The sequence below is a fragment of the Sporosarcina ureae genome (genome assembly GCF_002082015.1).
GTDB classification, from domain to species: Bacteria; Bacillota; Bacilli; order Bacillales_A; family Planococcaceae; genus Sporosarcina; species Sporosarcina ureae_A.
Window position 1 is genome coordinate 707,336 of sequence record NZ_CP015109.1, and the last position, 14,272, is coordinate 721,607.

Genomic DNA, 14,272 nt, shown 5'->3' on the forward strand with positions numbered 1-14,272 from the left:
TCATATACTAGTGAGAAACGATATTTTGCGGAAGGAGGGAATTAGTTTGAAAATACGTGGGGTTATATTGGCATTGCTAGTGGCTGGAGGGTTCTATGTGATGATTCAGACAATCGACGAAGCTGCCACCCATCCCTTTGAGAATTTGCAAGAACAACAACTGAATGGTCTATCCCCTTATTCATTCATTACGATCCGCCAACCAGGTCTGCACGAACAGCAAGCCGTTACGTGGAAAGTAGACCAAGTAGAAGAAGTCGACCGCTTACTTCAATTTCTCCAAGCATATGATTACGAGCGTGTGGATCCCGATACATTGCAATTGTTTGATGATCAACCACACTTTACAATCGATCTACATGATGACACTGGAAATCGTATGACCATATTAATTGAGGAAGGGGTATTAATCCACAATGACCGTCTGTATTATGAGGTTGTCAATGGACCGTTACAAGTTGAATGGCTAATGGAATTCATCCTTTCCAATAAACCGTAATTTTGTACTCTGAACATTCATTGTATTATACTATTCATTAATTCGAGAACCGAATAATCGATTTGAAGGAGAGATCCACATTGGTCAAAAGCTTACCGAAACGTGCACTAGTAAATGAACAAGAAACGTGGAATTTACGAACTTTATTTGAAAATGAACAAGACTACGATCGAGCAGTAAAAGATGCTGAAATCGAAGCCACTGCTTTTGAGAAAAATTATAAAGGAACGATTATAGATTCAACTTCTGCTATTCTAGCATTGGATGCCTATCGCCGTTTACAAGAGAAACTCGTCAAGATTTCCAGTTATGCCGAGTTAGCAGCAAGTGTTGATCTAACGAATGATCAAGCGCAAATGAGAGAAAGCCAATTTGGTTCAATTGCTGCAAAAATCGCTAGCCAAACTTCCTTCCTCATGAGTGAACTGACGGAACTTTCAGAGGAGACTTTACAACAAGCAAGTAAACAATCCGAAGAGTATGCAACGGTATTCGATAAAATCATTCGGGAAAAGCCTCACCAATTACATCCCGAGGTAGAAAAAACACTCGCTGCATTCTCTTCTTCTTTCCAAGCACCGTATTCATTGTACAACACGACAAAAATGGCGGATATTAACTTCCCTGACTTCACTGCAGACGGCAAAGTCTATCCACTGAGTTATGTTTCGTTCGAAGGAAAATGGGAATCTGAACCACAAACCTCTGTTAGACGTGCTGCTTTTGAAACGTTCAGCAATACTTTGCGTACGTATCAACATACGACAGCGAAAACTTATGACATGCATGTACAGATGGAGAAAACGACTTCTGACTTACGTGGGTATGACTCCGTTATTGACTATTTATTGATGGAACAAGACGTCGATCGTTCGATGTACAATCGCCAAATCGATGTGATTATGGAAGAACTTGCACCACATATGCGCAAGTACGCCAAACTTCTTCAAAAAATCTATGATCTGGATGAGATGACGTTTGCAGACTTGAAAATGCCGATCGACCCATTATACGAACCATCAATCACAGTGGAAGAATCGAAGAAATATATGAATGATGCCCTAGCTGTCATGGGGGAAAACTATCTCGACATGGTCAACCGTGCCTATTCAGAACGCTGGATTGACTTCGCGCAAAATGAAGGTAAATCTACGGGGGCATTTTGTGCGAGTCCTTATGGCAACGGCTCGTTTATTTTAATTTCTTGGACAGGCAGCATGGAAGACGTCTTTGTACTCGCTCATGAATTAGGTCATGCCGGACATTTCCATTATGCCAACGAAACTCAAAACCTATTTAATTCGGAATCATCATTGTACTTTATTGAAGCACCTTCTACGATGAATGAAATGTTGATGGCCAATCACTTATTGAAAAATTCCGATGATCCGAAATTTAAACGCTGGGTACTGTCTTCCATCGTCGCACGTACGTATTACCATAACTTCGTGACGCATTTACTTGAAGCAGCATTCCAACGCAAAGTGTACGAGCGAGTGGATGCAGGCGGCAACGTCAATGCAACGATTTTGAACGAGTTGAAACGTGGCGTACTCGAAGAATTCTGGGGGGATAGCGTACGGATGAATGATGGCGCGGAATTGACTTGGATGCGTCAACCACACTATTACATGGGCTTGTATCCGTACACATATAGTGCAGGATTAACTATCTCTACTGAAATGGCTAAACGCGTATTGAAAGAAGGAGAACCGGCTGTGGAAGACTGGCTCCATACTTTACGTGCAGGTGGTTCAAAAAAACCAGCTGAACTGGCAAAAATGGCGGGAATCGATATTACAACAGACAAGCCGTTGCGCGATACTATTTCATATATCGGCGAGTTAATCGATGAAATCGAGAAACTGACAAAAGAAATCGAAGCATAATAAGAACAAAAAACATCCGCCATGCAGTTTCACCTGCAAGGCGGATATTTTTCTTTTATTTCATAATTTCACTTAAGATTTCATATGAACGAAGTCGGTCCTCATGATCAAAGATTCCTGAACTGATAATCAGCTCATCCGCTTTTGTCATCTCCACAAACTCTTCCAGCTTCCGTTTCACAGTTTCAGGACCACCAATAATGACAGATGGTGCCTGGCTTTGCTGTGCCACTGCTTCTTGTTCAAATGGTGACCATACCGCGTGAATATCTTCAATCGGTGGACTAAATTGCGTCATCTTCCCTTGACGGATATTTAAAAACTGCTGCTGCATGGATGTAGCCAAGTATTGCGCTTTTTCATCCGTATCCGCTGCAATTAGGTTCACTCCCATCATCGCATGTGGTTTCTGAAGATCTTTCGACGGTCGGAAGTTTTGATGATAAATTTGCAGTGCTTGCATCATAAACTGCGGTGCAAAATGACTGGCGAATGAAAACGGCAAGCCGAGCTCCGCTGACAATTGCGCACTGAAACCACTTGAACCGAGCAACCAAATCGGCACGTTCTGCCCTGCTCCAGGAAATGCTCGAACACGATCAGTTGGGTTACCCGCAAAATACGTACGTAACTCTTCCACTTGCTGTGGGAAATCTTCTCCACTACTTTGTAATGTCCGGCGAAGAGCGTACGCTGTCGCTTGGTCACTACCAGGCGCACGACCTAACCCTAAGTCAATGCGGCCAGGATACATCGCATCTAGTGTGCCGAATTGTTCCGCAATAACAAGCGGTGCGTGGTTTGGTAACATGACACCGCCTGAACCTACGCGAATATCCTTCGTCTCTTGCGCTACATGTCCAATGATGATCGACGTAGCGGAACTCGCAACACCGGGCATATTATGATGCTCTGCTAACCAGTACCGATTGAATCCCCACTCTTCTGCATGTTGTGCAAGATCTACACTGTTCTTAAATGATTGTCCTGCATGACTGCCTTCATTGATCATGGCTAAGTCTAATATGGATAACGGAATTCCGTTAAATTGTTTTGCCTTTTCTCTAATCAATTCATTCACTCCTCATAACAGCAACCATTTTTCTTTACCCACTCAAAAATGGCCTGAATAATATCTTCTAACTCTTTACCTTTTGGCGTGAGCTCATACTCGACTTTTCTAACCTTTGGATCGGACTGGTTTTTGACGACCAAGCCGTGCGCTTCTAAATCACGCAATCTCTCCGTTAGAAGACGATCTGATATCCCGTCGATCTCCGCCGATAATTCAAAGAACCTTTTCGGTCCATCTAATAAATGATAAATAATAATCCCCATCCAACGCTTACCGATAAACTCGATCGTGTTGTGGAAACTATCGCAACTTTTTTGACCTTTAGGATTTACCGACTGAACAAACTCTTCATTTTTCTTCATTAGCAAAACCCCAATCCTGTACTACTTTTACTTTATCACACCTACGTTTGACAAACAAGCTTACTAATAGTAATCTTAAAAAGAACTTACTAATAGTAAGTGTACATCAATATATTTTAAGAGGAGTTTGTCAGTATGTCATTAAATTACGAAGAAGTAGTAGAAGTTATGCATGCACGTAAGTCCGTTAGAAAATTTGATCCACACTATATAATGAATCGAGAAGATATTACGTCTATGCTAGAGGAAGCGATTTCCGCTCCTTCATCAAGCAATTTACAGCCATGGCGTTTTCTCGTTATACAAGATCAAGAGTTAAAAAAGAAAATCAATCGTTTTTCATTCAATCAAGAACAAATCGAAACGGCATCCGCTATTATCGCGGTGATTGGCGATACAGAAATGTACCACAATATTGATGAGATTTATCTTTCGAATTTGGCTGCAGGAAATATAGATGAAGAGCATGTGCAGATTCAGATTCAAAATGCGAAGGCAGCTTATCCGAATGCACCACTTGAAGCGAGACGTAATATCGCGACGTTTGATGCAGGACTCGTTTCGATGCAGTTGATGTTGATTGCAAAAGCCAAAGGGTATGATACTGTGCCGATGGGCGGTTTTGATAAGCAGCAATTTGCAAAATCGTTTGAACTTGAATCACGCTATGAGCCACTCGTGCTAATTGCGGTAGGTAAGGCCGCTTCGCCTGCTTACGGTTCTACGCGTTTACCTATTGATTCGATTACTACTTATATGTAAGAGAGTGGCTGTTCGAGTGGAGATTTGCGCTTCGTAGAGGACGTGTTTCATTTCTTGCAATGTAAGTCGTGACACTTTCTGTTGTACATTGAAAACAGTTTTCTATGGGAACTTAAACTGAATCCATACAAAAGAGGATGCTCTAGAAATGTTTTTAATTCTAGGACATCCTCTTATTTATGCTCGTTCTTGATCTCAAGCCTGCTCGATAGTTACTTTACAACTCGTTTCGTCATATTTCCCATATGCCGCGTGATAGGTTGGTCCTACGCCTTGTTTAAAGGTCAAGGAATGGCGAATGCCTGCCGTGATGAACTTCTTCGCCTCTATTACAGCTTCTGGTACGGTTTGCCCCTTTGCCAAGCCAGCTGTGATGGCGGCAGAGTAACTGCAACCTGCACCATTTGTATTCAGCGTGTCAATTCTTGGAGCTTCAAGAAGATAGAACTGTACTCCGTCATATAGCACATCCACTGCAGGTCCTTCCAGTCTTCCACCTTTCACTAATACAAACTTCGGTCCAAATGTAAACAAACGACGTGCAGCTTCTTTTAAATCGGCTACAGATTTCAATTCCATACCACCCAATAGGTAAGAAGCTTCTGGCATATTCGGTGTAATCACTGTGGCATGAGGGATCAATTGCTTCTGCATCGCTTCCATTGCATCGTCCTTCAACAAAGCGGAACCCATCTTTCCGATCATTACAGGATCAACGACAATATGTTGAATGTCGGACTGTCGAATCCACTTCGTTACGTTGACAATAATTTCTTTTGTAAACAACATACCCGTTTTCATTGCATCTATACCGATATCTTCTTCTATCGTCACGAGTTGTGCTTCAATCGCTTCCCAAGATTGCGGGAATATACCTTGTCCAGTTCGTGGGTTTCTAGCAACAATCGCTGTGACCGCTGTTGTGCCAAAGACGTCAAATTCCTGGAACGTTTTCAAGTCAGCTTGGATTCCTGCCCCTCCACGTGCGGCTGAACCAGCGATAGTTAATGCTCGCCTGATCATCGTCTCTCTTCCTCCTGTCTACTATGTAATGCAACCAATTTATTTTAACTAAAGGCATCATTCTACAGGATAACGTGACGAGCTTTAAAGAGTCAATGTCATCGTTCTGTATAAAGTCTTTTACTATGTATCATCAATTAAAAACTCCCTATCCACTTGTCAGATAGAGAGTCCTTTTAATGTATTTACAGCATATAGGAAATATCAGAAGCGATCGTTGGATACGCGAATGGCATCTGTTTCAATTCGGCAACAGGAATTTCAAAACGAATAGCCATCGCAAAGAGGTTGATTAGTTCATCGGCTCCTCCACCTAAGAAATGGGCACCGAGTACGACGTCTTTTTCCTGGTCGATAATGACTTTAAATGCCGCCCCTCGTTCATTCGTCCGTTTATATGTGAACCACTCGGTCATATCTTGTGATTTTACAAATATTTTTAAACCGGATTCTTTTGCCTCATGTTCGCTCATTCCGACAGAAGCTAATGCAGGAACGGTGTAGACAACAGATGGAATAACGGGATAATCAGCCGTTTTGTTATTTCCTTTTAGCAAATTCGAAGCGACAACATGTGATTCAGTTGTTGCGACAGGTGTCAATGGAGGCGCATCACTTGAAGCGGCATCTCCAGCCGCATATACATGTGGATTACTAACGCTTTGCATGTATTCATTAACACAAACACCTTGCTTATCACGCTGCACATTTCCTTTTTCCAGATCAATATCCAATGCCGGTGCGCGTCCTGCCCCATGTACAACGAGATCCGCTTTCCATTCTACTTGACGATCATCCTGTTCTCCTTTGACCACAAATGAATTGCCGCATTTCTCAATTCCATTGACGGGTGTGTTCAAATGCACATGAACACCAACTTCTTCGGTACGTTTTATGAGCAATTTTACTAAATCTTGATCAAAAGGCTTCAAAGCGCTTTCACTTCTATGCAAAATATGCACTTCTGAGCCTGCCCGTGCAGCAAGATGCGCAAATTCAAATGAAATGAACCCGCCACCTATAAAGACGATCTTTTTAGGTAGTGTCTCCAGTTCCATGAAGTCATCGCTCAACGTCAAATATTCTTCCCCTTCAATATTCAATTTGATCGGTTCTGCACCTGTGGCAATTACAATATGTTTTCCTTTTAATATATCCGAGCATACTTTCAATTCTGTTTCACTTTGGAAAAGCGCCTTACCGTGATAGATATCAATTCCTAATTTCTCAAATTTTTCTTCCGTATCTTCAGGAATCGACTGAGTAAATGTCCGTTTGAATTCCATTAACTCAGGCCAATTGATTTTGCTGTCTTCTTCAATTCCTTTTCCATGCATACGTTTATTCCAATCAATCAGTTCACCAGCTCCCACCAGGACTTTCTTCGGATCGCAACCTCGCTGAGAACAAGTACCGCCAAACGGCCGGTCATCGATTATTGCGACGCTCCATCCTTCTTTTCTACATTTTGTCGCGGTAATGGCACCTGCATTACCTGTTCCAATTACAAGCAAATCGTACTCTTTGACCATACTCCATCTCCTCCAACTAATCTTGCTCATTCTGTTTATCCATTCTGTAAGTAACTACCCTTTATTCGCCTTCATCACACTTGGAAACAATTATACAAATTACATCACGTTATTTTCCTACGTACATACAATAGTACAGCTCAAAGGAAAGGTCGGATAAAAATGATTTCAAATAATCCTCATTACGCAGCGGATTTGAATACTAGTCCCTTTTTCAAGAAAGACGAAAAGAATTTTATTGATATTTTAAGTGTCAAACAACTTAACACATTGGATCATTTGTCGATGTTGGATATTTTCCTCGGTCAAGATCATATCATTGAACCACATTACCACCCAAATGCTTCGGAGCTCACCTATTGTGTTGCAGGCTCTGCTACTATATCTATCATGAATATCGACACAAAAACTTTCCAACATTATAAGATTACGGCGGGTCAAGTGGTTAATATCCCACAAGGATGGTGGCATTACCAAATCGCACATACCGACGATACACATCTGCAAGGTATATTTAATGCAAATACACCAGAAGTTGTCTTAGGTTCCGATATTCTAACCGCCACACCTACTGATGTTTTTGCTTACTCTTATGGAATAAATGAACCACAATGGGCTGCCGCAGTGAAAGATATTTCTCCTTCGCAATTAATAGGACCACCGACAGAATAAATTTCTACCAAAAAGCGACGGTACACATTCCGTCGCCTATTTCTTCATTATTCTACTGGACCTCGCCAAGTGGACATACCTTCTGACACATTGGTCACATCGTATCCTTCTTTATGCAAAATCTCACTTGCTGTTTGTGAACGGCTTCCGCTACGGCAAATCACTATGTACTTCTGTTCTTGATCCAATCCGGCTCTTTCACCATCTTGTAATTGAGATAATGGTAGGTTGATGGCACTTCTTATATGCCCCTCATTGTATTCATCTACTTCGCGCACATCCATCACTACCGCGCCTTCCTTTTGTAAAGCTTCAACATCTTCTAAATCTACTGTTGGAAATCCTTCATTCACTTTATCTGTCGATCCGCAAGCCGTCAGCACTAAAACGAGTGTGATCAACCAAACTAATTTCTTCATAATTTCCCCTCCAGTTAGGATAGCCAATGAATTATAGGTAGCGTTTACTGTAAATCAGGCTGACTTCTTCACATTTCTATTCAGTATATACTAATCTTTACTAAACTCAAAAACTCTCGATTTCTATTCAGTCAGCCAATCGATCAATTTTTCTTTTAGCAGATGCATGAATGGAGAAAGAACAGAAACCTCTGTACTGAATGATGCTTTTAATAGTGGCTATCGATGTAGATTCACTAAAAAACGACACATAAATAGCCTATGTGTCGTCGTTTGTATGATTTGATTAAAATCCAGTCGGCCAATTGGCTAAACGCCGCTCACTTCTACCGCCGTTTCTCACACATGCAAAATCCAATGACTGACAGATAAATTTGCGTGTCTCGCGGGGATCAATGACATCGTCTATATAATGACTAGCTGCAGCTTTATAAGGTGAACTATCAAACGCCCAATTCTCTAGTAACTTCTTCCTTTTTTCTTTCGGATCTTCTGCTTTTTCTAATTGCCTGCCGTACACTACATTAATTCCAACTTCGGGACCCGTAAAATTGATTTCTGCAGTTGGCCAAGCAACTACGAAATCTGCGCCCATCGTCGGACCACACATATTGCCATAAGCTGCCCCAATACTTTTTCGTATAATAATGGAAATTTTAGGGACTGTTGATTGCGCTAATGCTTGATTCCACACCATAATCTTAGTTGGTATTTTTTCTTTTTCAGCTTGTGTGCTGATTCTGAAGCCAGGTGTATCATGAAGAAAAATCAGCGGTATATGGTAAGAATCACATAGACAGATGAAGTCCGTTGCTTTTTCACATTCTTCTGGACCGCTCGCACCAGCGTATTTATTCGGTTGATTCGCAATAATTCCGACCGCGCGCCCGTCCATATGTGTCAAAACTGTGATCAGCGCCTGGCCGTAACCAGGTTTATATTCCATATACTCCCCGTCATCTACAAGGTCTTCGATAATACGTTTCATATCATAGACTCGATTTGATAACGATGGAAGAATGGACAGAACATTGTCAGCTAAACGGTCAGGACTATCACTTGTCTGCTTACGTGGCGGTAATTCTGAGCTATTAGATGGCATGTAGGCAAAGAACTCTTTCATTTGCTCTATGCATTCTTCAGTAGAGCCTGCCGTGGAGTCTACTTGTCCAGTCTGTCGGACATGTACTTCCGTCCCACCTAACTCTTCTTTGGATACCTTTTGACCGCTAGCCATTTCCAGCATGCGCGGCCCTGCTACTGCAAGACATGTACCTTTCACTTGTGTGACAAAATCAGACGATACGGCAATCCAAGTCGGCCCTCCAAAACTGTCTCCAAAAATTCCCGTAATCATAGGAATTTCTCGACTTAATGTTAAAAGCTCATGTGGAAATAATTTAGTACTGATTCCATCCGATCCCATTCCGTCAGGCATCCTGAGACCGCCACCTTCATTCAAGTTGAACATAGGCAGACCACGCTTAATAGCATATTCCATCAATGATTTTGATTTCCGGAGATGGACAGTCCCTTCCGTACCTGCGAAAACGGTTTGATCACCTGCCTGAATAACCGCATGTCTGCCATTAATTTTTCCCAAACCACCAATTAAACCGTCACCAGCACTAGTGCTCCCAATTCCCGTTTGATCCGAGTAGTTCAGCATGCCGAGTTCCATAAACGAGTCTTTATCCACGAGCAGATCAATACGCTCTCTTGCGGTATAGCGACCGGATTGGCGTTGCTTTTCGAGCTTGTCTGCTCCTCCGCTTTTTAATGCTTGCTCTTTCCTCCATTTCAACTCTTCAATAGATTGATTCACTGCATGTTCTGCGGGTTTATGCGTCACCTTGACCACCGCCTTCTTTCAACAGCCTTCTCAGAATTTTCCCTGAGCTCGTTGTAGGTAACTCCTCAATGAATTCTACTTCACGAGGATATTTATAAGCCGCCATATTGTGTTTCGCCCAGTTTATTATTTCTTGTGGTTCGATTTTACCTTTGTAATCTGTTTTCAATACAATGAACGCTTTAACGCTCTCTCCTCTTTTGGGATCCGGCACACCGACCGCAACTGACTGAGAAACAGCCGGATGATTACTGAGCAAAGCCTCCACATCATCAGGGAATACACTATATCCCGAACACTTTATCAGCTCTTTAATACGTCCGAGATAATATAAATACCCTTCTTCATCCAATTTTCCAAAGTCACCAGTGTGTAGCCAACCGTCCCGTAAAGCTTCCTCAGTCGCTTCCGGTCTGTTCAGATACCCTTTAAATACGCCAGGACCTTTTAAGATGACTTCTCCTTCTTTTAAGGCTGGCATTTCGTCTCCAGTTGCTGGATCGATGATTTTAATTTCTGTTTCATTTACAGCGATTCCACAGCTTCCAAATTTTATATTCTCCTGCGGCATAAATGTATCGCCTGTATGTGTCTCACTCAGCCCATAGGAGGCTTCGAACATCGGACATCCCTTTGTCACCAAGCTCCACTTATGCGCTAATTCCTCTGTTACTTGAATTCCAAAACTAGTGGACATGTTCTTTGTCAAGGAAGAGAAGTCACGGTTTTCTATACCGGGTATTTGTAGAATAGCCCCATTCATGATGGCTATACTGTACCAAGTTGTCACTCTGTACTTTTCAATCGCTAGAACCGTAGCTTGTGGATCGAACCTTGTCATCAAGACTGTTTCATTAGCATTATAGACAGGGATATTCACGCCCATCAGCATACCGGCAATATGGCTTAGCGGAGCAACCGACAGCAATACTTCCTGTTGATTCATTTCATTGCCTGCAACTGCAGCCGCTGTTTTATATAAAGCATTTCCATGCGTCAACATGGCTCCTTTTGGTCTTCCTGTCGTCCCCGAAGTGAACACTAGCAGTGCCGTGTCTTCCCACAAATTAATAGCAGGATATTCTTTCAGTGGCTCGGTATTCTGTATGACTGAAATAAAGTCATAGGTATCATGAAATGAATCTTTCGGTGTATGATATTCTTGTGGAAATGGAAGAGTAGGCTCGGGTAGCAAGTAATCTGTATAATTGGTTGTGATTTTACAACGAAGACCCGGAACTTCTTCCGCAATCTTTTCGATACGGCTATAGATTTCCTGACCGGCAATAATGCCTTTAATATCCGCTTCTTGAATGAGATAGATCAACTCTGCTTCGCGAAACATCGGATTCAATGGAACTACAATGCCACCTATGCGTTGAATTGCATAATGTCCAATAATATATTGGGGGCAATTCTGCATATACAGTGCGATTCTGTCTCCTTTTTTGAAGTTCTTCTCAATAAAGAATTGCGCCAGTCTATCAACTTGATTATCTAGACTTTTCCAACTTAACGCATTGCCGTAAAATTGGAATGCAGGCTGATTTGATAGATCTTGCGCATTTCGTTTTACATATTCATGCAGGGGGATTTCACCGAGACGATAAGTTAATTTTTCGGGTACTGTGGATGGCCAATACGGTCGCTCTGTTTTTTGCATAGCAATTCCCCTCTCCTATTTACTAGACAGCATCTTCATCACTTAAAGTTGTTGCCTAATACATTCCAAATCGTTTTCTATCTTACTTCACCGGTACTTCACGATAATCATAAAACCCTATTTTCGTTTTCCGTCCTAGTTCCCCTTTATCTACTTTTTCTTTAATGCATGCAGGTGGCTGATCTCTTTCATCTCCGCTTTGCTGATATTGATGTTGCATGGCCGAATACACGACGTCTGCTCCTGACATATCGATTAATTCGAAAGGGCCGAGTTTATGGCCAAGAGATTTTCTTATAATAAGATCGATATCTTTGAAGTCAGCAATTCCTTCTTCATACAAGTACGTCGCTTCTCGGTGGATTGCACCAAGTATACGATTCGCAACAAATCCTGAAATCTCTTTTCTCAATAGTACTGCTGTACGTCCGATTTGTTTTGAAACGGCCATGGCGATATCCTTTGTCTCTTCAGAAGTTTTTTCACTCATGACTACTTCGAGGCTATCCATTACGAGTGGTGGGAAGAAGAAATGCATATTGCATACTTGATCCGGTCTGTCCGTCACTTCTGCGAGCAATGAATTCATAATCGTGGAACTATTTGTTGCCAGTATAGTATGAGATGGAGTCATTTTATCTAGTTTTTTAAACAATTCCTGCTTTACTTCCAGCACTTCGACAATCGCCTCTATCACAAGATCCGCGTCTTTCGCTGCTTCTTCTAACTGATCAGTAAAGGTTAGTAATGAAAAAGCTTTCTCTATAGCTGGCTCATTAATCTTTCCTTTTCTTACCCAATCACCCATCAGACGCTCCAAGTTATTCTTTGCCTGTTGCAAAGCCTCTTGGTTAATATCTTGCAACGTGGTTTGATATCCACCCAGTGCACACAGCATGGCAATTTGGTGTCCCATCTGCCCAGCACCAATTACTGTAATCCGTTTCACATCGTTTGAATTCATGTTCTTACTCCCCCTTGTTATCTATACTAACTGGTCGGTATGTTCTGACTATTATAATAACTAGTTTTCTTTTCTTTAGCAAGTGAAATCATAACTTTAGATTCGGAAGCATTTTATATGGAGACCAATCGGTTAATAGTTCTTAATAAAACAATCAAGAGATTGGGACAGAACAGAAAAAACGTAAGGGAATCCTTTACGCTTTTTTTCTGTTCTTATCAGAAAATATTTTTTTAGAGTATCAGAGTGTACCGGAACGGAGAAAGGCCGACTCCTGAGGGATCAGCGTGCGTCTTGAGACCCTGGACAGGTGCCTTAATTTCTGTAAAGTACACAGAAATTAAGGCAAAGCGAACCCTACGTTGTTCGCTTAGCTCAAGCCACGCCCCTCGGAAAGCGTGCCTTTCGGAGTGCAGGGAAACGGGGTGAGATAGTTATATCCCAGCCTCTTTGCTTTCATTCCACCAATTCCATATCATTTGCCCATTCAATGACTTCTTCGAACGATACATCCGGATTATTCAATAAGATGGAGTAATTGACTCCATTCTCTACCCAGAATAAATTACGGAACCCTTCCATCTCTATCACCGTTCCTTCGATCCCACGAATCTCTACATTTTCTTCTCCAGGCATTTTCATATCTTCTTCAGTATTTTCTGGAGATTTAAACAGCGAAAGAGACATGAGTGGTATTTCTTCTCTTACATACTCGATATTAATTTCTACTCTGTTCAATTCACCTTTTATATCATCCATTTCAATCTTTCCTATTTTTAAGTTTTTATCTTCAGGAAAATAAAGGATCGGTTTCCCCACGCTTTGCGCTGCTTCTTCTATTGTTACTTCCGATGTGCTACTCATTGCATCCAAGTCTTGAATGTCAGTCCCATCAGGAAGTTCAATTACGAAAGTCTCGTCTGGAAACTCTTTATTGAACTCAATTTTCGTATATTCTATTTCCACCTTATTGTCGCCGGATTGAGATATAGATTTTAAGACAAACCAATTTTCTTTATCTACCCATAGTTCTTGATCACCAAATAACGTATCTTTATCGTTGGCCTTTGCTACTAAATGATAAGCATCCCGACCTGCAATTTTTTCATTTTCATCAATCGAGATCGTATGGGAATCTCCAATCATTTTCAATAGTTGTTGTGCTTGCTCCTTTGGGGATGGGGCCATGGTTGCAAGCATTTCGCCATCATCACTGACAAATGCTTGTTTAGTACTTGCTTGATACATCGTGATCGTTTCCCCGTCATTAACTGTTATATTTTGTTCTTCTGCAGTTGCGCCTTCTGTTTCCACTTTGACTTTCCCGTCTTTCGAGCGCCACTCTTTCAATTGAATATTATCTGCCTCAGCTGTCATCTTCATAGTTGCCTCTGCATAATACGATAAAGGTTCTTCATTTTCCTTCATCGCATTATTGATAACTTGTTCAGGTGAATATTGATTTCCATCTTCTGAACAAGCCCCTAATCCAAAGGCCAGTAAACTAACAGTTGCTACACCTAATAATTTGTTTATGATTTTCATCATTCTCAACCTCTT

13 protein-coding genes are annotated in these 14,272 nt (G+C 41.5%); 4 read left to right on the plus strand and 9 right to left on the minus strand.

The genetic code is table 11. The features are described from left to right. The first annotated feature begins 46 nt into the window (after positions 1 to 46). Positions 47 to 499 carry a hypothetical protein gene (locus SporoP17a_RS03455; RefSeq protein ID WP_083032460.1) on the plus strand — a complete coding sequence of 151 codons (453 nt, stop codon included), beginning with the start codon at positions 47 to 49 and terminating at the stop codon, positions 497 to 499. 80 nt (positions 500 to 579) lie between these two features. Continuing rightward, positions 580 to 2,388: an oligoendopeptidase F gene (gene pepF / locus SporoP17a_RS03460; RefSeq protein WP_083032463.1), complete on the plus strand. Its 1,809-nt coding sequence runs from the start codon at positions 580 to 582 to the stop codon at positions 2,386 to 2,388. Between the two features lie 55 nt (positions 2,389 to 2,443). On the opposite strand, the gene SporoP17a_RS03465 is transcribed toward pepF, so the two are convergent. Continuing rightward, positions 2,444 to 3,469 carry an LLM class flavin-dependent oxidoreductase gene (locus SporoP17a_RS03465; protein WP_083032466.1) on the minus strand — a complete coding sequence of 342 codons (1,026 nt, stop codon included), beginning with the start codon at positions 3,467 to 3,469 and terminating at the stop codon, positions 2,444 to 2,446. Next, on the minus strand, positions 3,466 to 3,825 hold the full coding sequence (locus SporoP17a_RS03470) for a winged helix-turn-helix transcriptional regulator (protein WP_083032469.1): 360 nt from the start codon (positions 3,823 to 3,825) through the stop codon (positions 3,466 to 3,468). Before SporoP17a_RS03470 ends, SporoP17a_RS03465 begins: the two co-directional genes overlap by 4 nt. A 135-nt stretch (positions 3,826 to 3,960) precedes the next feature. Between SporoP17a_RS03470 and SporoP17a_RS03475 the strand changes: the two genes are divergently transcribed. Next, entirely contained in the window at positions 3,961 to 4,587 is a 627-nt protein-coding gene (locus SporoP17a_RS03475) for a nitroreductase family protein (protein ID WP_083032472.1), read from the plus strand. Between the two features lie 195 nt (positions 4,588 to 4,782). Here the strand turns inward: SporoP17a_RS03475 and thiD are convergent, their stop codons facing one another. Then, positions 4,783 to 5,610, minus strand: coding sequence for a bifunctional hydroxymethylpyrimidine kinase/phosphomethylpyrimidine kinase (gene thiD / locus SporoP17a_RS03480; RefSeq protein WP_083032475.1), 828 nt, complete (start codon positions 5,608 to 5,610; stop codon positions 4,783 to 4,785). A 185-nt stretch (positions 5,611 to 5,795) separates the two neighbouring features. Then, positions 5,796 to 7,142, minus strand: a complete 1,347-nt coding sequence (locus SporoP17a_RS03485; RefSeq protein WP_083032477.1) for a dihydrolipoyl dehydrogenase family protein — start codon at positions 7,140 to 7,142, stop codon at positions 5,796 to 5,798. Positions 7,143 to 7,304: 162 nt separating this feature from the next. Here SporoP17a_RS03485 and SporoP17a_RS03490 point away from each other — a divergent pair, with 162 nt between their 5' ends. Beyond that, positions 7,305 to 7,814: a cupin domain-containing protein gene (locus SporoP17a_RS03490; RefSeq protein ID WP_083032480.1), complete on the plus strand. Its 510-nt coding sequence runs from the start codon at positions 7,305 to 7,307 to the stop codon at positions 7,812 to 7,814. A 47-nt stretch (positions 7,815 to 7,861) separates the two neighbouring features. Here the strand turns inward: SporoP17a_RS03490 and SporoP17a_RS03495 are convergent, their stop codons facing one another. The 5 genes from SporoP17a_RS03495 to SporoP17a_RS03515 form a co-directional block, all read right to left on the minus strand. After that, entirely contained in the window at positions 7,862 to 8,233 is a 372-nt protein-coding gene (locus SporoP17a_RS03495; RefSeq protein ID WP_083032483.1) for a rhodanese-like domain-containing protein, read from the minus strand. 286 nt (positions 8,234 to 8,519) lie between these two features. Then, the gene (locus SporoP17a_RS03500; RefSeq protein WP_237262371.1) at positions 8,520 to 10,085 is read right to left on the minus strand and encodes an acyl-CoA carboxylase subunit beta; all 1,566 of its coding nucleotides are present in this window, start codon (positions 10,083 to 10,085) and stop codon (positions 8,520 to 8,522) included. Next, complete coding sequence (locus SporoP17a_RS03505) at positions 10,075 to 11,748, minus strand: AMP-binding protein (RefSeq protein WP_083032486.1); 1,674 nt, start codon at positions 11,746 to 11,748, stop codon at positions 10,075 to 10,077. The genes SporoP17a_RS03500 and SporoP17a_RS03505 overlap by 11 nt, the downstream gene beginning before the upstream one ends. 82 nt (positions 11,749 to 11,830) lie before the next feature. Continuing rightward, complete coding sequence (locus SporoP17a_RS03510) at positions 11,831 to 12,712, minus strand: 3-hydroxyacyl-CoA dehydrogenase family protein (protein WP_083032489.1); 882 nt, start codon at positions 12,710 to 12,712, stop codon at positions 11,831 to 11,833. Between the two features lie 456 nt (positions 12,713 to 13,168). Beyond that, positions 13,169 to 14,260 (minus strand): LolA family protein, encoded by a 1,092-nt coding sequence (locus SporoP17a_RS03515; RefSeq protein WP_083032492.1) that lies wholly within the window; start codon positions 14,258 to 14,260, stop codon positions 13,169 to 13,171. Positions 14,261 to 14,272: the final 12 nt, after the last annotated feature.